This window comes from Salipiger thiooxidans (genome assembly GCF_900102075.1).
Lineage (GTDB): Bacteria > Pseudomonadota > Alphaproteobacteria > Rhodobacterales > Rhodobacteraceae > Salipiger > Salipiger thiooxidans.
The window spans coordinates 1-18,807 of the sequence record NZ_FNAV01000037.1 but is presented as its reverse complement, the minus strand read 5'-3'; the positions used below and the strand labels follow the sequence as shown (position 1 = coordinate 18,807).

Genomic DNA, 18,807 nt, shown 5'->3' with positions numbered 1-18,807 from the left:
GAAGTGGAAGATGGTCCAGAAAACAGTCCAGTGGACTGTTTTCCCATCGGACGCTCTTGAGCGGCCAAAACCCTGTCGCGGAGTCCCCCTTTAGCGCCCGCTGCCCCCCTCTCGGGACATTGCTGGCGCAATGCCCTGCCGGGCAGTGGATGATGGGCGCGAACCGCGGTGCTGTCGATCATTTGCAGGGCGTGCGGGACCGCGCCGCTTTCGATCAGGGCGTCCATGATCTGCTCCCAGAGCCCCGCCAGTGTCCAACGCCGGAACTGGCGGTAGACGCTTGACCACTTGCCGAACTCTTCAGGCAGATCGCGCCAGGGAGACCCCGTGCGCGCGATCCAGAAAATCCCATCAAGAACCAGGCGGTGGTTGGTAGGTTTGCGCCCGTTCGGGGTGCGGACTGTCCGGATGAAACGCTCAAAGAACGCCCATTCCTCGTTCGACATCAGGTCTCGTGCCAAGCGGGTCTCCATCGCAGATACCAGCTTGAATCACGATCAGCCCGAACTGTGAATCCCTTTTGTCAACACGTCCTAGGTGTTCAGTCCCGGCATCTGGTGGATCGGATCGAGGATGAAACTGTCTTTCTCTGATGTCCACATCTTACAGATGTATTCGTATGGTGTGAGCCCGTTGATGGTCTTGAGGCGGCGCGCGAAGTTGTAATCTGCCATGAAGTCTGCGAGGTGAGTGCGCAGCTGACGGCGTGCTTGGTCGTGGCGCTTCCGTGACGAACTTGTCCCATAGGGCATCCTTCCATTCCTTCGAAAGGATCACACCATCAAACCGTGGGATCAAACACCTAGCCGCGCAGCGCGCGGCGCTGGAGATTCTTGGCGCCGCCTCTGAGCGAATCTACACCGACCATAGGCTGACCGGCCGCAACCGCGACCGCCCCGGTCTTGCCCAGGCTCTGGCCGCCGTGCGGGCGGGCGACACGCTTGTGGTGCCCAAGCTTGACCGGGTGGCCCGCTCGGTGCCGGACGCGCGCGACATCGCCGACGGGCTAGCTGAGCGCGGGGTACGGCTCGCGCTAGGATGCACGGTCTACGACCCCACCGATCCGATGGGACGGATGTTCTTCAACGTACTGGCGACCTTCGCCGAGTTCGAAGCCGACCTAATCCGGCTACGCACCCGCGAGGGCATGGCGGTTGCGCGCGCCAAAGGGAAGCTGAAGGGCAAGAAGCCAAAGCTCTCCGACCGACAAGCCGAGGAACTGACACGGATGCACGCAACCGGGGAGTATTCGGTGTCGGACTTGGCCGAGGTCTTTTCCGTCTCGCGGCCAAACGTCTATCGCACACTGGCGAAGCAGGGTTTGGAAACATTGATGAACGCGCCTCAAAGCCCTTTATGCTCGGCTCAATAAGCGAAAGGGCCGAGGCCTCCTTGGGCATGATGGGCGGAAAGCCGACCTTCGCTGCGACGTGGACGAACGGCCGCAGCGCGCAGACAATGGAACGTTGCAAATCTTGTGAGCATGTTTCATCGCGGCGCAAACCAGCGCTCTGCCATGATCAAAGACCGATGAAAGATTGCTCGATCTCAGCGGTTTCCGTCTGCGCGACTTGCAGGGCAATTCGACCTTCAGAACGACTGCTTAACCCAAGTCCAACGTTGGCCACGGCCTGCGCAGGGTGGCTCTGACAAGGACCGAATTCGATACCTGTCGGCGGGTAGTCGAGGTGTAAGCAGGATAAGTCGCCACCTTCCCGTCATCACGCAGCCAGAACGGTTGGTGAAAAATATCTGTTTTTAAGCTTAAATTTTTAGCGCTTTTAGTAAAAAATAATAAAGGTCATGATCGAGCATCCGGTGGGAGGCCGGACCATAGGCAACGACCGTCAACAGGTTTTCAGCCGACCGCCGCGGCCATCGGCCAGCACTTTCGATCCTTGGGAGGATACCATGAGATACACACGCCGTTCGTCCCTGGCCCTTTTGGCCGGGTTGGCGATCACGCCGCTTGCCGCCGTCGCGCAGCAGGATTACCCGACCCGTCCGATCACCCTTGTCGTGCCCTATGGGGCGGGTGGCACCACCGATATTTCGGCGCGCCAGATGGCGACAATGGCCGAGAAAATCCTCGGCCAACCCATCGTCGTGGAAAACCAGCCGGGCGCCAGCGGGACCAATGCGATGCGCTCCGTCGCGTCGGCCGAGCCCGATGGCTACACGTTGATCGCGACGACCTCGTCGCCGTCCTTCGTCACACCGGCGCTGCGCGATGTGGGCTATGACACGCTGGCCGACTTCATCCCGATCCTGAACTACTCCGGCCCGTTCCACGGCGTCGTGGTTCCGGCGGACAGCCCCTACGACACGCTCGACGCGCTGATCGAAGGCGCCAAGTCCGGCGCCGTGACCTATGGCACCGCGGGCGCCATGGGAGGCGCGCACCTGGCCTTCGCCTCGGTGGCCAAGGAGACCGGCGCGATGCTGCAGCACGTGCCCTTCGACGGCGCCTCGAAGGCGACGGCGGCGGTGCTGGGCGGCCACGTGGACGCGGCACTGGTTCCGGCCTATCGCGACCTCGTGCAGGACGGCCAGCTGCGCCTTCTGGGCGTGCTCGACGGCACCAACGACCCGGAATTCCCCGATGCGCCGACGCTGAAAGAGGCGGGGCTGGCCGCGGAATTCCCGTCGATCGTCGGCATCATGGCCCCCGCCGGCACCGATCCCGCGATCATCGCCAAGCTTGAATCCGCCTTCACCGAGGTGGCCTCGTCGGATGGGTTCAAGACCTTCATGACCGATCTCAGCCAACCGGTGCGGATCATGTCGGGCGAAGATCTCGCGGCGACGATCGAGGAGAACCTCGCCGCCTACCGCGAGATCGCCAAGGACCTCGGCAATTGAGCACCAACGGCCACGGGGGCGGGGTCGCCCGCCCCGGCTTCCGGACGCTGACCGCCGGGCTGTTGCTGGCGGCAGCGGCCTGGGGGCTTTACAGTCTCGACAGCCAGATCCAGGTGTTCGGCTTCGGCGCCTCCGGACCGGATGCGCGCAGTTTTCCCCGCGTTGCCCTTTCGCTGCTGGCGGCGGTCGTGGCGCTCCGCCTTGTCCTGAGCCTGCGCGCCGAGGATTTCCCGCTTGGCAATCCCGTCCGGCTCGGCCGTGTCCTGGCCGTCACCGCAAGCAGCGCAGTGGCGCTATGGGCGATGCCGCAGGTCGGGTTCTTCTTCGGGGCCGCCGGTGCCGGTATCGTCGTGGCCCTCATGCTGGGTGAACGCCGTCCCCTCTTGCTGGTTCTGCCGCTGATCGTGGCAGCCGTCGTGACCTTTGGCGGACGGCATGGGCTCAGCATCCCGCTGCCCTGAGCCTGCCTATTCATTCCAGACTTCAAAGGAGCGCAAGCCGTGCTTGTCGATGCCTTTCTCGAACTTCTGAACCTCTGGGTACTGGTCGCCGCGCTTGTCGGAATCGTCTCGGGGATCATCATCGGGGCGATCCCCGGCCTCGGGCCAACCATGGCCATCGCGCTGCTGATCCCGGTCACCTTCTCGATGCAGCCGATCCCGGCGATCATCCTACTGCTTGGTGTCTACCAGGGCGCGATCTTCGGCGGGTCGATCTCGGCGGTTTTGCTGAACGTGCCGGGCACGCCTTCGTCGGCGGCAACGGCCATCGACGGGTTCGCCATGGCACGCCGTGGCGAGGGCGGACGGGCGCTGCGCTTTGCCCTCTATGCCAGCGTTGTCGGCAACATCTTCAGCTGCCTCGTCCTGATGGCACTTGCCGAGCCGTTGGCGCGCTTCGCACTGGATTTCGGCCCGGCCGAGATGGCGATGCTGATGCTGTTCGCCTTGCTGGTCATCGTGCTGTTCGGTGGTGGATCAAAGCTTGACGCGCTGATCATGGTTCTCGTCGGGGCCTGCGCCGGTATCGTCGGGCTTGACCCGATCAGTGGCACACCGCGCTTTACCTTCGGATCCTTCGCCTTTGAAAACGGGTTCCAGCTGATCCCTGTACTGATCGGCCTCTTCGCCATGTCCGATGTGCTGTTGCAGGCGTTCGACCGTGAACCGCTCGTGGGCGATGTCGAGGTGCCGCCGCTGAAAAGCTCTGCCGTGCGGTTCATCGAGCTGTGGCGGATGCGGATGACGCTGTTCCTGTCCTCGCTCATCGGCACCTTTGTCGGCATCCTGCCGGGGATCGGCTCCACCGTACCCGCCTTCATGAGCTACAGCCTCGCCCGCTCGCGCTCTGCCGATCCGGATGCGTTCGGCAGGGGCGCGCCCGAAGGTGTCGCCGCCCCCGAGGCCGCCAACAACGCCGTCACCGGCGGCGCGCTGGTACCGACGCTGGCACTGGGGATCCCCGGCGATGCGGTGACGGCGGTGATCCTTGGCGCCTTCATGCTGCACGGGCTGGCACCGGGGCCGTTCCTGTTCCGCGACCACGGGCTGGAGGTCTATGCCATCTTTGAGGCGCTGCTGCTGTCGTCGATCCCGACGGTGCTCCTTGGCCTGATGTTCTTCCGTGTGGCGATCCACGTCACCCGCATCCAGCCGCGCCACCTGCTGCCCGCGATCACGATCCTCGCCATCTTCGGCGCGTTTTCGGTGAACAACAGCCTGTTTGACGTCTGGGTGATGCTGGGTGCGGGCGTGCTGGGCTTCCTGTTCCGACGCGCGGGCTTCCCCTTGCCGCCGCTGCTGATCGGGCTGATCCTCGGCGCGCCATTCGAACAAAGCCTGCGGCAGGCCCTTCTGACCTCTGGCGGTGGCTATGGCATCTTTGTGGGCTCGCCCATCACCATCGGGCTTGTGGCATTGACCGTGCTGTCGCTGGCGATCAGCCTGTTCTTCAGCCTGAGAAAGCCCCGTCTATGATCACCGATTGCCACATCCACTCTTTTGCCAAGACCGAGGCCCCGCAGACCGGCGCCTACGTGCCGCCCGCGCGCGACATCCGCGACTATACGGACGAGGCCGCGCCGCTGGGCGTGCGCCGTGCGGTGGTGGTGCAGGCCTCGGTCGATGGGACGGACAACAGCCGGTTGGTGGAGGTTCTGGGCACCGATGGACCCGTCGCCCTGCGCGGCGTTGCGATGATCGACGCCGATGCCGACCTGCAAGCGCTGCATGACGCCGGCATCCGCGCGACCCGCATTCAGGACCGTGCAAGGCTTGGGGACAGCGCGCTTGATCAGCTTCCAAGGCTTGCAAAACGCGTGGCCGAGGTCGGCTGGCATATCGAGCTGAACACCGAGCCGCGCAGCTTTGACCGGCTTGCCGATATGATGGCAGATCTGCCCGAGGGGCTGCGGCTGGTTCTGGACCATATGGGCCATGTCGATCCTGCCGCGCCTTCCCCCCTGTTCCGCTTGCTCGAGACGGGTCGCGTCTGGGCCAAGCTGTCGCCCACGCGGGTCAGCACCGATATCGGGCACTACGGCGACCTGAGCGCGCTGATCGAACGCCTTGGCGCAGCCTTTCCCGACCAGATCATCTGGGGCAGCGACTGGCCGCATGTGATGACCCCCGAGCCGGTGCCCGAAATTCCGCCGATGCTAAAACTGTGCCGCGAGGCATTGAGCCAGGATAGCTTTACGCGGTGCATGTGGGACAACCCTGAAAGGCTCTACGGGTTCTGATGTTTCTGACCCTGGATGACTTCGAACCTGCCGCGCGGCGGCGTCTGCCGCGCCCGCTTTTCGGCTACGTTTCGGGCGCGGCAGAGACGAACGCGGCAAGGCAGGACAACCGCGATGCGCTGGACGCCTGGCGGCTGGTGCCGAACGTGTTGCGTGGGGTCGAGGGGCGCTCGACCGCCTGCACCCTTCTGGGCGAGAGCTACGCGGCGCCCTTCGGCGTCGCACCGATGGGCCTTTCGGCGCTGATGGCCCGCGACGGGGACGTGGCCCTCGCCCGCGCCGCGGCGGCGGCGGGCCTGCCCTTCGTGCTCTCCGGCTCGTCCCTCACGCGCATGGAGGATGTGGTGAAGGCCAACCCGAAAGCCTGGTTCCAGGCCTATCTGCCCGGCGAGAAGGACCGCATCCGCGCCCTGATCGCCCGCGTGCGGACGGCAGGCTTCGGCACGCTGGTGCTGACTGCAGATACCGCTGTGGTGGCCAACCGCGAGAACAACATGCGCGCGGGCTTTTCCACACCGCTCAGGGTCAGGCCACGGCTGATCTGGGACTTCGCCATCAAACCGCGCTGGGTGCTAAGCACCTTCCTGCCCACGCTGATGCGGGGCATGCCGCATTTCGAGAATTCCGATGCCGTGCGCGGCGCGCCGATCATCTCGAAACAAGCGACGCGGGATTTCGGGCGCAAGGATCACCTGAATTGGGATCACCTCGCGCTGATGCGCGACCTCTGGCCCGGCAAGCTGGTGCTGAAAGGCGTGATCGCGCCCGCCGACGTGGCGCAGGCCCGCGCGCTTGGCTGTGATGCGGTGGTCATGTCGAACCACGGCGGGCGGCAGCTGGATCACGCCATCTCGCCGCTGCGCATCCTGCCAGAGGCGCGGGCACAGGCGGGCGACATGGGGCTGCTGATCGACGGCGGCATCCGGCGCGGCACCGATGTGATCAAGGCGCTGGCGCTTGGCGCGGACATGGTGCTGGTGGGGCGGCCGTTTCTCTATGCGGCGACGCTGGGTGGTCAGCCAATGGCCGAGCGCGCCGCGGACATCCTGAAGACCGAGGTGCATCGCAATCTCGGCCTTCTGGGTCTCCGGGACCTGTCAGAGATCGGCCCCGAAATCCTGCACCCGGTCTAGAGCGCGCCCGAGAATATCGGCGCGCCCGCGATACCGAGGCTTTCCGGGAACTCTGCCTTCAGGATGCTGCCACTGTCGCTTTCAGTGATGAAGAGGGTCCGCCCCTCCGGCCCGCCAAAGGCGCAGTTGGTCGTCCCTAGCCCGCGCGGGCTGCGTACCACAGCGATGGGCCGGCCCAGCACATCATGCACCCAGACGAGGCCCATACCGGTCTGGCAGACCACGACGCCGCCGTCAGACGTCAACGCTAGCCCGTCCGGCCCGGCTCGCCCCCCGGAAAACTGGATGAACAGACCGGCCTTGTTGACCCGCCCCGAGGGCGACATCGGCAGCCGCCAGACCGCATTGGCCCGCGTCACCGCAAGAAAGAGCACGTGTTCGGCCAGATCCAGCACCAGCCCATTGGGGCTGGGCACCTTGTCGATCAGGCAGGCCAGCGCGCCCGTTTCGGGTTGCCACTTCCAGACCCGACCCGTGGGGTCCTGCAGCCCGGTCTGGCCTTGGTCAGTGAAATAGAGCGCCCCGTCACGCCCGAAATGCAGATCGTTGCAGCCTTTGAAGCTTTCAGTGTCGGCATCGCCAAGCGCCTTGGTCACAGCCCCGGTTTCCGGATCCAGCAGCATTATGCCGTTCTGGTAATCCGCCAGAAAGATCCGCCCGTCGCGGTGGATCTTCAACCCGTTGGGCTGGCCGTCGTATTCGGCGATCTGGCTGATCCCGCCCCCCGGATCGGCGCGGAAGACCCGGCCGAAAGGGATATCGACAAAGTACAGGTTGCCCTGCGCATCGAACGACGGCCCCTCGAGAAAGCTGTCCGCGGGGGCACCGCGCCGGTTCTTTTCCGCCCAGTAGGATGGCTGGCCGGTGCGGCGCAGCGCAGCGGGCAGTTCGGTGAAGACCTCGGCGTCGATGACGACCGGCTCGGGGAAAGGATAGGTGTGCGTCATCCGAACGTGAACTCCGGCAGGAACAGCGCGATGTCGGGCACGCCAATCAAAAGCAGCATGAACGCGACGATGATGAGGAAGAAGGGCAAGGTGCCCATGATCACATCCTCGACCTTCACCTCGTTCGACGACGAGGCGACGACGAACAGGATCACGCCCAGCGGCGGGGTGAGCTGGCCCAGTTCCACAAGGATCACCACGAAGACGCCGAACCAGATCGGGTCAACGTCCATCGCCATCAGCGCTGGGAAGATCACCGGCACGATGATCGCGATCATGCCCAGCCCTTCCATGAAGCAGCCCAGGATGGCAAAGACCACCATGATGATCAGCAGGAAGGTCAGGCGCGAGACATTGGCCTCTTCCAGCATTCCGACAAGGTCCTCACCGATGCCCGACAGCGCGGTTGCATAGGCAAAGATCATCGAGGTGAAGACGATGAACAGGATGTTGCCGCTCATCGACGCAGTGCGCGACAGCGCGTCCTTGAGCAACCGCCAGCTGCACTTGCGATAGAGCGCGGCAATCAGGATGGCGCCGACGGTGCCCACGGCCCCGGCCTCGGTCGGGGTGGCGAACCCGCCGTAGATGCTGCCAAGAACGATGACGATCAGCATCAGGAACGGCACGATATCCAGAAGCGCACGGCCCAGATCCCCGGCACTTGCCTTTGTCTCGGTCTTTGGCGCCAGCTTGGGGTTGATCAGCACACGCGCCATGATGAAGCCCATGTAGCACAGCGCCAGCAGGATGCCCGGCACCAGACCGGCGGCAAACAGGCGCGCGATCGAGGTTTCGGTGAAGGTGGCGTAGATGATCATGGTGATCGACGGCGGGATGAGGATGCCCAGCGTGCCGCCCGCGGCGAGCGATCCGGCGACGAGGCGCTTGTTGTAGCCACGCGCGGACAGTTCCGGCAATGCGACGGTGGACATGGCGGCGGCGGTCGGCGCCGAGCCGCCCGAGATCGCCGCGAAGATGCCGCTGCCCGCAATGTTGGTGTGCAACAATCCGCCCGGCAAGCGCCGCATGAACGGCGCGACGCCATTGTAAAGCCGCGTCGACAGGCCCGAGCCCAGCAGGATCTCGGCCATCAGCACGAACAGCGGAATGGCGGCGAGGGTGAAGCTGTTGGCCGCGCCCCAGCTGACAAGGCCAAGCGCCTTCCAGCCGCCAAAGCCCTTGAGCAGCCAGATATAGGTCAGGCCCGCGCCCGCCACGGCGAATTGCACCCACATGCCGCCCAGGATCAGGCCGATCAGCAGGCCGAAGGCGAGGATCGCTTCCATGTCAGGTTTCCTCGGATTTGCGGAAGGTCAGCAGCAGCTGCTCGACCAGGAAAAACGCCAGTACGGAAAAACCCGCAGGCAGCATGATCTGCGGAATCCACAGCGGAGTACGCAGGACGGTCGGGGCGAACTTGCCGCGCGAAAAGGAGGACAGCGTCAGGTCCTTGGTCTTCCACGCAAGGATCACGCAGATCACCAGCGCGATCAGCACGAAGACGCGGATCAGCCAGCGGCGTGTGCCTTCGGACCAGGTGTCCAGCAGGAAATGCACCTGAAACATCGCATGGCCCCGCAGCGCGAGGGCCGCACCAAAGAAGGTCATGAAGACGACGCCGTAGCCCGTCAGCTCCTCGGCAAAGCCCAGCGAGTAGTTGAAGCCGCCGCGCAGCAGCGCCTCGAGGCAGACCAGCGAGACCAGAGCCACGAGGACCAAGCCGGTTGCCGCGGCCGTGATCCACGCGGCAACGTCGAAAATGGGGCCGGCCGATGCCGGCCCCGTTCTGCTTTGCGTCTGCATCTTACTTACCGATGGCTTCGCGCACGGTGGCGAGGGCTTCGACATACTCCGGCCCGTTCTCCTCGGCCCAGCTTTCCCAGAACGGCGCCAGCTTTTCGCCCGCCATCTCGGCGTCGCCTTCGGCCGCGTCCACCAGCGTCATGCCCGCCTCGGATTGCGAGGCCTTCTGCGCTTCCTCGTCTTCAAGGAAGGCCGCGGTGGTCGCGGGGCCTTCTTCGGCGACGATCTCGCGCAGCCTAGTCTGGGTGTCCTCAGACAGCGCGTCAAAGCTGTCCTCATTGGCGATGATCATCGAGTTGCCGTAGTTGACCGCGAAGCGGTAGTTGTAGGGCAGGAACTCGTGCCAGTTCTTCGCCCCGCCGGCAGAGGCGGTCAGCACGCCCTCGATGACGCCGCGTTCCAGCGAGGTCGGCACTTCGGAACCCGACAGGGTGATCGGCGCGCCGCCGAACATCTCTACGAACTTGCCCTGCTCGGGCGAGGTCACGCGGATCTTGTGACCTTCGAGGTCTGCCAGCGAGCTGATCTCGAACGTGGTGAAGATCGTCTGCTCCGGGTAGCGGTAGCCGCCCAGCAGCACGACACCCTGCTGTGCGAAGGCATCGACCAGCGTCGGTTCCATCGCCTCGTAGGCCTTGGCCCATTCCTCGTCGTTCTCGATCAGCATCGGCAGGTTCAGCACCCGCGCGATCGGCACGCTGCCCGAGAAAAAGAAATCCGCCGCCATGTCGATGATGCCATCGCCCACGGCCTGCGTGATGTCTGCGGACGCGATCTGCAAGGTCTTGCCAAGGTGCAGGTCGATGGTCAGGTCGGTGTCTTCCGCGACGCGGTCGACAATGCGCTGCATGCCCTTGACGGCAGACGTCGTCGAGACGGACGAATAAGTGTAGGCGGTCCAGTCGTCGGCGTGTGCGACGGTGGCGGACGCGGCGATCAGCGCGGCGGCGCCGAGTGTCTTAATAGTCATGGTATCTCCTCCAGTAGTGAGTGGACAGCCGGGCCACCCGGCCCGGCCTTTGGATTATTTCCAAGGGGTTTCGGCCCAGATCTGAGTGGCGATGCCGTCCTGTTTGGCGGACGTGGCGGCGAATTCGTCCCCAACCATGAAGGCGATCGGGTTGCCCTGTTCGGCCATCATCTCCTGGAAGTCGGGGTTTTCGTTGACGGCGCTCAGCGCGGCGCGCAGCCGATCGGTCGTCGCGTCGTCCAGCCCTGCGGGAGCGACGATGCCGCGCAGGGATGACATCTGCACGTCATAGCCCAGCTCCTTGGCGGTCGGCACATCCGGGCGGAAGGGCGAGCGTTCGTCGGCCAGCACCGCAAGCACGCGCAGTTCGTCCGGGAAGTTCGAGGTCTGGCCCAGCGTCATGGTTCCGGCGGCCACATGCCCCCCCATGATCGCGGTGCGTGCGTTCGATGCGCCCTTGAATGGCACCAGCGTGAACTCAGCGCCGCTTGCGTCCTGCATCATATTGGCAGCGAAATGGTCGTTTCCGCCAAGGCTCGACAGACCCAGCGTGATCGCGCCGGGGTCGGCCTCGGCCGCATCGATCAGTTCGTCCAGAGTCTGGAATGGCGACGTGGCCGCGACGGTAATCGTGTTCGGGTCCTCGACGAAATTCGCAAGATAGGTGAAGCTGTCCACGTCGTAATCCGCCGCGCGGTCCTTGGTCAGGGCAAGGGCCGCAGGCAAGTTGAAGGAGCCCAGCGTGTAGCCGTCGGGCGCCGCCTCGGAAACCTCGGTGAAGCCGATCTGGCCACCGGCGCCGGGCATGTTCTTGACCACGACGGATGCACCATCGCCCAGTTCCTGCTCAAGGAATTGCGCCACGGTGCGGGCCATCACATCGGTGCCGCCGCCGGCGGAATAGCCGACGACCACCTCGACGGGCTTGTCGGGGTATTCGGCGAATGCGGCTGTGGCCGTGAGGGCCAGCGCAAGCGCGGTAAGGGATGTTTTCATGACGGTATCCTCCCAGTGTCATGTTTGAATAGCTGTGCGTCGATGCCGTAGGCGCGCGCGGCGCTGCGCCAGAACAGGTCATCGCGGTCGCCCCGGCTCAGCGGAGCGGCGAGGCGCTTGAAGGCGTTCCACAGCGTTCGATAGCTGACCTGCCCCTTGTCCACGGGGAAGTTGCTTTCGAACATGGCGCGGGTCGGCCCGAAGAGGTCGAGGCAGGTTTCCACCCAGGGGCGCCAGTCCTCGGCCAGCGTGTGTGAGCGCGGCGGCAGCGCCGCGTCGGCGTAGCGCCAGCCAAAGACGCCAAGGCCGAAGCCGCCGATCTTGATGCGCGTGTTGGGCAGCGCGGCAACAAGAGCCAGCGCGTCGCGCCAGGCGCGGAAATTCTGTGTGTCGGTGCGGTCATGCGGGCCGACGCCAAGCGGGCCTCCGCAGTGATCGACGATGACGGTCAGCTCCGGCACGGCCTCGGCCAAGGCGCGGACCTCGTCCAGTTGCGTCTGGTAGGCCCAGACGTCGAGCGTCAGGCCATGGGCGGCCAGCGCCCGTGCGCCGTCGATGAAGGCGCCTGTCCGCAACAGCCCCTCGGAGGGCGGGTTGGGATTGGAGCGCACCGCCGGATCGGCATGCCAGGCGGTGGTGTTGCGGATGCCGATCACCCGCCCCTGCCCCGCCTCGGTCAGCGCGTCGAGCACCGGGCGCACGTCGTCGCCCAGTTGCAGGTCAGCCATGGCGACGATGCCCGCCGGGAACCGATCCTGCCCGCGCATCCAGTCCAGCACGGTTTCGACCTCGCCCACCGGGCGCAGGCTTTCGGGGCCGTGATCGCGATAGCCGGTGCGGCATTGAACATAAAGGCTCGCCCGCACATCATGGCCCGAGCCCACATCAGCCATCAGCTCCTTGGCCCGGTAGCGCCCTTCGGGCCGGTCCCAAAGATGGTGATGGCAGTCGAAGATCGGCTGCTCCGGGGCAAGAGTCTCCTCCTGCCCCAGGGCCAGCCAATCCTCGCGGACCTTATGATGCGGGCTCGCGGTCATGCTTTCTTGCGGCTGTCGATGAAACGCTTCTTCAGCGTCGGGCCGACAACCACGGCGACGGTCAGCGCCACGAGGATCAGACTGGTCCAGTTCTGGAACAGCACCATCGGATCACCGCGTCCGATCCGCAGCGCAAGGCGCAGGTTCTCTTCGGCGAAACCGCCAAGGATCAGGCCCAGCACGACGGGGGGCAGCGGGAACTTGAGCCGGTCCATCACCCAGCCGATCGCACCGAAGCCAAGCATCAGGTAGACGTCGAACATGCGGCCATGGATCGAATAGACGCCGATCAGCATGAGCACGATGATTACCGACCCCAGAAGCGGGCGCGGCAGGTTCAGCAGGCGGGCGAAGGAGTTGGTCGCCAGCGAGCCACCCAGCAGGACCAGGAGGATCGCGCCGAACAGGAACTGCCACATGAAGCCGAAGACGACGTCCGGGTTGTCGCGGAACAGCATCGGCCCCGGTTGCAGGCCGTGCACCAGCAGGCCGCCCAGCATGACCGCAGCCACGGCGGTGCCCGGGATGCCCAGCGTCAGCGCGGGGATCAGCGCCGATGCGGTGTCGGCGTTGTTGGCGACCTCGGCGGCGGCCACACCCTCGGGTTCGCCCTCGCCCCAGGTCTCCGGGTGCTTCGAGGTGCGGCGCGCCTCATTATAGGACATGAAGGCCGCCATGGAGCCGCCCGCGCCGGGCAGGATGCCGATCCAGATCCCCAGCAAGGACCCGCGCAGCCAGGTCTTCCAGTAGGATTTCATGCGCGGCAGCGCCTTCCAGAGCGACTGGGTTCCAAGCTTGGAGCTGTTGACGCCATCGGTCTTGAGCGGCGTTTCCAGCAGGTCGATCACCGGCGGCAGCGCATAGAGGCCGACGAGCAGGATCACGATGTTGATGCCGTCGAGCATTTCAAGCTGGCCAAAGGTAAAGCGGTCGTTGCCATAGATCGGGTCCGAGCCGATCACCGACACGAAGACCCCGAAACAGGCCGAGATCAGACCTTTGACCGGGTTGCCGCCCAGCAGGAAGATGATCGAGGCAAGGCCGAAGACCGCGACCCAGAACACTTCGGACGGGCCGAACAGCAGCGTCACCTTGCTGAGCGGCGGCGCCAGCAGCATCAGCGCAAAGGCCGAGGCAATGCCGCCGATGGACGAAGAGACGACCGCGACTTGCAGCGCGAAACCGCCCTCGCCCTTCTGCGCCATCGGATAGCCGTCGAACGTGGTGGCGACGGCAGCAGGCGTGCCGGGGATGCGCAGCAGCACGGCGGGAATGGCGCCGCCATACATCGCGCCGTTGTAGATGCCCGCCATGAGGCCAAGCGCGACAAGCGGTTCAAGCCCGAAGGTGAAGGGCACGAGCACCGAGATCGCCATGGTGGCCGACAGGCCCGGCATGGCGCCGACGACGATGCCCGCGATCACGCCAATCACGACGGCGGCGAAGTTCGTCCAGGCAAAGACATCCGGCAGGGCATGGAGAAGATCGGAATACATGGTTCAGCGCCCCCAGAGACGGCCGGTGGGGAAGTCCTGCGACATCCCGAAATCAAAGATCGCCCAGATCGTGCCGACGACGATCACGGTCGCGATCAACAGGCCAACAGGGCTGCGATAGCCGAAGGTCCACGCCACCAGCGGGATCGTCACGGCGGTGCTGATGTAGAAGCCGACGAAATCGCAGGCCAGCGCGTAGCTGACGATCATCAGGAAGGCCCCGATCACCCGCTTGGGTGCCTTGGTCATGGGCGCGGCGTCTTCGCCCGCGCTGGCCTTGCGTTGATCGGCGAGCAACAGGAACACCGACAGCACGAGCAGGCCGATCAGCATGGCGGCAGGCAGCAGCGCGGAGATCGCGCGCAAGTCATAGGTTGGGAAGAGGAACCCGGCGGCGACCACGAAGATGCCGATCGCAGTCAGGGTCTCGGGCCTTGTCAGGCGGGAATTACGGCTCTCGGGCATGAGATTGCCTTCGGTATGAGGGATGAGATGGCTGAGGGCGACGCCCTCAGGGACTGGGCAGCGTGAGGGAGGACGCCCCCCTCACGCACGTGGCCTCAGTTCCAGGGAGAGGTCTGCCACACGCCGTTGGCGAGGTCGTAGAGATCCGAGGTCAGCTGCTTGAACTCCTCGCCGGTCACGACTTCGACCGGGTTCGCAGTCGCGGCCATGGCGTCGAGGAATTCCTGATCGCCGGAGAGCTGCGAGAAGGCGTCGATCAGCTTGGCCTGCACGTCCTCGGGCAGACCGGCGGGCGCGATGAAGCCGCGCATGGAGCCGTTCACGAGGTCGAGACCCTGCTCCTTGAAGGTCGGCAGGTCGGGGGCAAAGGGCGACCGCTCTTTGGTGGCAACGCCCAGCACGTTCAACTGATCCTGGAATTCGGCCACTTCCGAGATGTTCAGGATGCCCATGGCGACATGGCCGCCCAGCAGCGCGGTGCGTGCCGGGGCGGAACCCTTGAACGGCACGATGGTGAACTCGGTCCCGGTGGCCTCCTCCAGCTTGATCAGCGCGAAATGGTCATCGCCGCCGAGGCTCGACATACCGACGGTGATCGCGAGGGGATTGGCCTTGGCCTCTTCCAGAAGCTTGTCCAGCGTGTCGAGACCGCTCGCCTTGGAGGTCACGATGACGTTGGGATCGTTCACCACGTTGGCGAGATAGGTAAAGCTGTCGCGGTCGTAGCCTGCCTCGCGGTCGATGGTACGCGCCATCATGCCCGGCAAGTTGAAGGTGCCCAGCGTGTAGCCATCCGGTTCGGCATTCGCCGCTTCGGTCACGCCGATCTGGCCCGAGGCGCCGGGCATGTTCTTGACCACAAGGCTTGCGCCGTCGCCAAGGTATTTCTCGATGAAGGGCGCCGCAGTGCGCGCCATGACATCGGTGCCACCACCGGCCGAGTACCCGACGATCACCTCGATGGGCTTTTCGGGATATTCGGCCAGCGCCGCCCCTGCGGACAGGATCATCGCACCCGCGATGGCGGTTTTCTTGAAGATGTTGAGCATGTTACTCCTCCGTTTCATGCGGTTGTTTCAGTCGTCGAGCAGGGCGCAGCCGCGTTCCTTGAGCGCGCGGTCGACCCAAGTCCGGTCGTTTGTGCCGGCTTCGATGTCTGCCATTTGTTTGATTTCTTTCGCAGACTTGTCCTGAGTGGCTTTCAGGATCGTCTCGGCCCCGTCGATCGGCACGCACAGCACACCGTCGCTGTCGCCGATGACGATGTCGCCGGGGTTGATCACCATGCCGTCGATGGCGATGGGCACGTTCACCTCTCCGGGGCCGTCCTTGTAGGGGCCGCGATGGGTGACGCCCGCCGCCCAGGTGGGCAGGTTGGTTTCGCGGAAATTGTCCAGATCGCGGATCGCGCCGTCGATGACAAAGCCGACGACACCCTTCTTGATCGCATAGGCCAGCATCAGCTCGCCCATCAGCGCGTTGTCCAGCGCGCCGCCCGCATCGACGACGATCACGTCGCCGGGCACGGCGCGGTCGATGGCGGCGTGCAGCATCAGGTTGTCGCCGGGGCGCGCCTTGACCGTCAGAGCAACGCCCGCCATGCCGCCGGAGGTGTGCATCGGACGGAGACGCGACCCGGCGGCGGTCATGCGCGACATGCTGTCGGACACGTTGGCGACGGGCAGCTTGGCGAACTCTGCGACAAGCTCAGGGGCGGCGACACGGTCGCGTTTGAGGATACGGAAGCCCGTTGTCATGGTTATTTCTCCATCTTGGCCGGCTCCGCCTGCGCGGCGGCCAGCAATTTGCGATTGATGATGCGTTCGGGAGCGACGGGCTGCCCGTCGAGGATCTGGAAGATCCCGCGTACGGCATCGACGCCGACACGGGCGCCCGCCTGGCGGGTGACGCCCCCGATGTGCGGGGTCAGCACGATTTCCGGCACGGCAAAGAACGGATGGTCGGCAGCGGGCGGCTCGGACGCGAAGGTGTCGAGCCCGGCGCCCGCCAGGTGCCCACTCTGGATCGCGGCGACCAGCGCCGCCTCGTCGATCAGCCCGCCACGGGCGGTGTTGATCACGTAGGCCCCCTTGGGCATCTGCGCGATGCTTTCGGCGTTCAGAAGGCGGCGTGTCTGTTCGGTCAGCGGGCAATGCAGCGACAGGATGTCGGACCCGGCCAAGAGGTCCTCGACCGTCTCGCAGCGGGTGACGCCCAGCTCTTCAAAGGCGCTGTCGGGCGCATATGGATCATAGCCCAGCAGGTGCAGCCCCAGCCCCTTGGCCATGCGGCCCGTCGCCTGTGCAATTGCGCCCATGCCCATCAGGCCCATGGTCGATTCGGCAATCTCGTGCCCGGAAAAGCCCGGCTTTTCCCACCGCCCGGCGCGCAGGCCAGCATCCAGCGGCAGGATACGCTTGACCGCCGCCAGCAGCAGCGCGATGGCGTGCTCCGCCACGGAGACGGCGTTGGCACCGGTCGCAACCAACACCGGGATACCCCGTTCGGCAGCGGCTTGGATGTCGATATTATCAACCCCGACACCGTGCTTCGAAATCACCTTGAGCTGCGGCGCCGCGTCCATGACGGCGGCGTCCAGGCGGCCCATGCGCGATACGATCCCCTCGGCGCCGGTCTGCTGGAGATAGTCGGAAATCACCGCGCTGTCGGCATAGGGCGGGGTATGCACCGTCTGGTAACCGCGGTCCGCCACCAGCTGGGCGGCGGACGGATCAAGGTCGGGTCCCGTTACCAGGATTGTCTTGCTCATCGCACATGTCTCCATAGCGTCCCGAAGCATCGGGGCGCGCCATTTCGTGTCTCTGTTTTTCAATTGGCCCACAGCGGTCTCCCGAACCGGCTATGGGTGTCCTCCTTGGGTGGATACCGTAACGCCAAGAATGACTTCACAAAAGCGCGTAATTCTGGTTATTATATTTAGAAAAACTGGATCAAAGCATGGACACCCGGCAACTCAAGACCCTTTTAGCCATTCAATCGCACGGCACCTTCGCGCAGGCGGCAGACCTTGTCGGCCTGACACCTTCGGCCGTCAGCCAGCAGGTTCACGCTCTGGAAGATGAACTGCGCGTGACCATCTTCGACCGCACCAAGCGACCGCCCCGGATCACGCCTGATGGCCTCCAGGTCATTGAAATGGCCGAGGATATCCTGCGCCGCGCCGAGGACGCCAAGGCCAGTCTGCGCGGCGACCAGATCGCCGGGACGCTGATGCTGGGATCGGTCCGCTCGAGTGCGCTGAACCTGCTGCCCCGCGCCATGGTGCAGATGCGCGGGCGCTATCCGGACCTGAAACCAAGTTTGCGAGTATCCCTTTCCTCAACCCTGATCGCGGACGTGGCCGGCGGACGGCTCGACGCCGCTATCGTCGCGGAACACCTCGGGATTCCCAACACCTTGCGCTGGAGCCCCTTCCTTCGTGAACCGCTATGGCTGATCGTGCCTCGTGGCATGGAAGCGAGCGACCCGATCGAACTGTTGAACACCCGGCCCTACATCCGTTTCAGAAGCGCCGTGCCGCTGGCGAACCTGATCGATACAGAGTTGTCCCGTCTCGGCGTCGTCACCAATGACGTGGCCGAAATCGACACCATCGGATCGATCGTCACGGGCGTGCGGCAAGGTCTGGGCATCTCGGTTGTGCCGCATGTTGCCCTGCAGGAACCCGAGGATCTGAACATCATGCGTCTGGCCTTCGGGGTTCCGCAGGTGACCCGCCAGATCGGCATCGTCGAAAGGACTGCGGCGCCGCGTGCTGAGATCATCGCGCTTCTGCACGCAGTCCTCGCGGACCTATGCGGCGACTACGGAGTGGTCAGGCCCACACGATCCTGACCGTGTTCACATTTACGAACGCCGTAACGAAGCGCCCGGCCCCGGCTTCTTTGGAAGCGTCAGCTGGCGTAACGCCACGGTGCGGTTTTCACAGATCTCCAAAACTCTCGAAGTGTATGCCATCACTTTGGACTGAAAGTGGTCGCGATCTTAATTAGCCGAAAACGGACACCAAATCGTCCCCATGCGAACGTCCGCTAATGGGATGTACCGGCTGCTTCACTCAGCAGGTTAGGCTGTGCCTATGTCTGCAAGTTGGAGAAGTAGCATGGAGAAGAAGACCTTCGTTCCGCTGATGTCCATCGGGATCGACATCGGCAAAGATACGTTCCATCTCGTCGGGTTTGACCGACATGGTCAATTGGTGTTGCGCAAACAGATCAAGCGGTTGGCCCTCGTCGCGACATTCGAGAAGTTGCCGCGATGCATCGTCGGGATGGAAGCCTGCCTGAGCGCGCATTTCGTCAGTCGAACCCTGCGCCAGCTTGGTTTTGAGCCGC

The 18,807-nt window shown here is 64.6% G+C and carries 18 protein-coding genes and 3 pseudogenes; 8 read left to right on the top strand and 13 right to left on the bottom strand.

Annotation, left to right across the window (positions count from 1 at the left end):
* A pseudogene (locus BLQ77_RS26860) lies at positions 1–473 on the bottom strand (IS5 family transposase); the annotation flags it as partial.
* A gap of 60 nt (positions 474–533) precedes the next feature.
* Positions 534–701 (bottom strand): annotated as a pseudogene (locus BLQ77_RS28330) (IS481 family transposase); the annotation flags it as partial.
* 26 nt (positions 702–727) lie between these two features.
* On the opposite strand from BLQ77_RS28330, the gene BLQ77_RS26855 reads away from it, so the two are divergent.
* From BLQ77_RS26855 to BLQ77_RS26830, 6 genes are all read left to right on the top strand, one after another.
* The gene (locus BLQ77_RS26855; RefSeq protein ID WP_242661884.1) at positions 728–1,372 is read left to right on the top strand and encodes a recombinase family protein; all 645 of its coding nucleotides are present in this window, start codon (positions 728–730) and stop codon (positions 1,370–1,372) included.
* A 539-nt stretch (positions 1,373–1,911) separates the two neighbouring features.
* Positions 1,912–2,862, top strand: coding sequence for a Bug family tripartite tricarboxylate transporter substrate binding protein (locus BLQ77_RS26850; protein ID WP_089964144.1), 951 nt, complete (start codon positions 1,912–1,914; stop codon positions 2,860–2,862).
* Complete coding sequence (locus BLQ77_RS26845) at positions 2,859–3,323, top strand: tripartite tricarboxylate transporter TctB family protein (protein ID WP_089964143.1); 465 nt, start codon at positions 2,859–2,861, stop codon at positions 3,321–3,323. Before BLQ77_RS26850 ends, BLQ77_RS26845 begins: the two co-directional genes overlap by 4 nt.
* 39 nt (positions 3,324–3,362) lie before the next feature.
* Entirely contained in the window at positions 3,363–4,838 is a 1,476-nt protein-coding gene (locus tag BLQ77_RS26840; RefSeq protein WP_089964142.1) for a tripartite tricarboxylate transporter permease, read from the top strand.
* Positions 4,835–5,602, top strand: a complete 768-nt coding sequence (locus tag BLQ77_RS26835; RefSeq protein WP_089964141.1) for an amidohydrolase family protein — start codon at positions 4,835–4,837, stop codon at positions 5,600–5,602. The genes BLQ77_RS26840 and BLQ77_RS26835 overlap by 4 nt, the downstream gene beginning before the upstream one ends.
* The gene (locus BLQ77_RS26830; protein WP_089964140.1) at positions 5,602–6,735 is read left to right on the top strand and encodes an alpha-hydroxy acid oxidase; all 1,134 of its coding nucleotides are present in this window, start codon (positions 5,602–5,604) and stop codon (positions 6,733–6,735) included. Before BLQ77_RS26835 ends, BLQ77_RS26830 begins: the two co-directional genes overlap by 1 nt.
* Here BLQ77_RS26830 and BLQ77_RS26825 read toward each other — a convergent pair.
* From BLQ77_RS26825 to BLQ77_RS26775, 11 genes are all read right to left on the bottom strand, one after another.
* Positions 6,732–7,682: an SMP-30/gluconolactonase/LRE family protein gene (locus tag BLQ77_RS26825; protein ID WP_089964139.1), complete on the bottom strand. Its 951-nt coding sequence runs from the start codon at positions 7,680–7,682 to the stop codon at positions 6,732–6,734. The genes BLQ77_RS26830 and BLQ77_RS26825 overlap by 4 nt on opposite strands.
* Entirely contained in the window at positions 7,679–8,971 is a 1,293-nt protein-coding gene (locus BLQ77_RS26820; RefSeq protein WP_089964138.1) for a TRAP transporter large permease, read from the bottom strand. The genes BLQ77_RS26825 and BLQ77_RS26820 overlap by 4 nt, the downstream gene beginning before the upstream one ends.
* 1 nt (position 8,972) lies before the next feature.
* The gene (locus BLQ77_RS26815) at positions 8,973–9,395 is read right to left on the bottom strand and encodes a TRAP transporter small permease (protein ID WP_242661885.1); all 423 of its coding nucleotides are present in this window, start codon (positions 9,393–9,395) and stop codon (positions 8,973–8,975) included.
* A 94-nt stretch (positions 9,396–9,489) separates the two neighbouring features.
* Entirely contained in the window at positions 9,490–10,458 is a 969-nt protein-coding gene (gene dctP / locus BLQ77_RS26810) for a TRAP transporter substrate-binding protein DctP (RefSeq protein WP_089964136.1), read from the bottom strand.
* Positions 10,459–10,512: 54 nt separating this feature from the next.
* Complete coding sequence (locus BLQ77_RS26805) at positions 10,513–11,454, bottom strand: tripartite tricarboxylate transporter substrate binding protein (RefSeq protein WP_089964135.1); 942 nt, start codon at positions 11,452–11,454, stop codon at positions 10,513–10,515.
* The gene (locus BLQ77_RS26800; RefSeq protein WP_089964134.1) at positions 11,451–12,491 is read right to left on the bottom strand and encodes an amidohydrolase family protein; all 1,041 of its coding nucleotides are present in this window, start codon (positions 12,489–12,491) and stop codon (positions 11,451–11,453) included. Before BLQ77_RS26800 ends, BLQ77_RS26805 begins: the two co-directional genes overlap by 4 nt.
* Positions 12,488–13,987, bottom strand: a complete 1,500-nt coding sequence (locus BLQ77_RS26795; protein WP_008887015.1) for a tripartite tricarboxylate transporter permease — start codon at positions 13,985–13,987, stop codon at positions 12,488–12,490. Before BLQ77_RS26795 ends, BLQ77_RS26800 begins: the two co-directional genes overlap by 4 nt.
* Before the next feature lie 3 nt (positions 13,988–13,990).
* Complete coding sequence (locus BLQ77_RS26790; RefSeq protein WP_089964133.1) at positions 13,991–14,452, bottom strand: tripartite tricarboxylate transporter TctB family protein; 462 nt, start codon at positions 14,450–14,452, stop codon at positions 13,991–13,993.
* A 95-nt stretch (positions 14,453–14,547) separates the two neighbouring features.
* Positions 14,548–15,501: a Bug family tripartite tricarboxylate transporter substrate binding protein gene (locus BLQ77_RS26785; protein WP_089964132.1), complete on the bottom strand. Its 954-nt coding sequence runs from the start codon at positions 15,499–15,501 to the stop codon at positions 14,548–14,550.
* Positions 15,502–15,528: 27 nt separating this feature from the next.
* On the bottom strand, positions 15,529–16,209 hold the full coding sequence (locus BLQ77_RS26780) for an RraA family protein (protein ID WP_207545911.1): 681 nt from the start codon (positions 16,207–16,209) through the stop codon (positions 15,529–15,531).
* Between the two features lie 2 nt (positions 16,210–16,211).
* Positions 16,212–17,222 (bottom strand): hydroxyacid dehydrogenase, encoded by a 1,011-nt coding sequence (locus BLQ77_RS26775; protein WP_089964131.1) that lies wholly within the window; start codon positions 17,220–17,222, stop codon positions 16,212–16,214.
* A gap of 188 nt (positions 17,223–17,410) precedes the next feature.
* Between BLQ77_RS26775 and BLQ77_RS26770 the strand changes: the two genes are divergently transcribed.
* A complete protein-coding gene (locus BLQ77_RS26770; protein WP_089964130.1) occupies positions 17,411–18,307 on the top strand; it encodes a LysR family transcriptional regulator in 897 nt (298 codons plus the stop codon).
* Between the two features lie 268 nt (positions 18,308–18,575).
* A pseudogene (locus BLQ77_RS26765) lies at positions 18,576–18,807 on the top strand (IS110 family transposase); the annotation flags it as partial.

Coding starts and splice junctions, on each gene's coding strand:
- BLQ77_RS26800 (WP_089964134.1), bottom strand. CDS start 12,491: ATGACCGCGAGCCCGCATCATAAGGTCCGCGAGGATTGGCTGGCCCTG.
- BLQ77_RS26775 (WP_089964131.1), bottom strand. CDS start 17,222: ATGAGCAAGACAATCCTGGTAACGGGACCCGACCTTGATCCGTCCGCC.
- dctP (WP_089964136.1), bottom strand. CDS start 10,458: ATGACTATTAAGACACTCGGCGCCGCCGCGCTGATCGCCGCGTCCGCC.
- BLQ77_RS26825 (WP_089964139.1), bottom strand. CDS start 7,682: ATGACGCACACCTATCCTTTCCCCGAGCCGGTCGTCATCGACGCCGAG.
- BLQ77_RS26790 (WP_089964133.1), bottom strand. CDS start 14,452: ATGCCCGAGAGCCGTAATTCCCGCCTGACAAGGCCCGAGACCCTGACT.
- BLQ77_RS26830 (WP_089964140.1), top strand. CDS start 5,602: ATGTTTCTGACCCTGGATGACTTCGAACCTGCCGCGCGGCGGCGTCTG.
- BLQ77_RS26835 (WP_089964141.1), top strand. CDS start 4,835: ATGATCACCGATTGCCACATCCACTCTTTTGCCAAGACCGAGGCCCCG.
- BLQ77_RS26820 (WP_089964138.1), bottom strand. CDS start 8,971: ATGGAAGCGATCCTCGCCTTCGGCCTGCTGATCGGCCTGATCCTGGGC.
- BLQ77_RS26805 (WP_089964135.1), bottom strand. CDS start 11,454: ATGAAAACATCCCTTACCGCGCTTGCGCTGGCCCTCACGGCCACAGCC.
- BLQ77_RS26785 (WP_089964132.1), bottom strand. CDS start 15,501: ATGCTCAACATCTTCAAGAAAACCGCCATCGCGGGTGCGATGATCCTG.
- BLQ77_RS26780 (WP_207545911.1), bottom strand. CDS start 16,209: ATGACAACGGGCTTCCGTATCCTCAAACGCGACCGTGTCGCCGCCCCT.
- BLQ77_RS26795 (WP_008887015.1), bottom strand. CDS start 13,987: ATGTATTCCGATCTTCTCCATGCCCTGCCGGATGTCTTTGCCTGGACG.
- BLQ77_RS26770 (WP_089964130.1), top strand. CDS start 17,411: ATGGACACCCGGCAACTCAAGACCCTTTTAGCCATTCAATCGCACGGC.
- BLQ77_RS26850 (WP_089964144.1), top strand. CDS start 1,912: ATGAGATACACACGCCGTTCGTCCCTGGCCCTTTTGGCCGGGTTGGCG.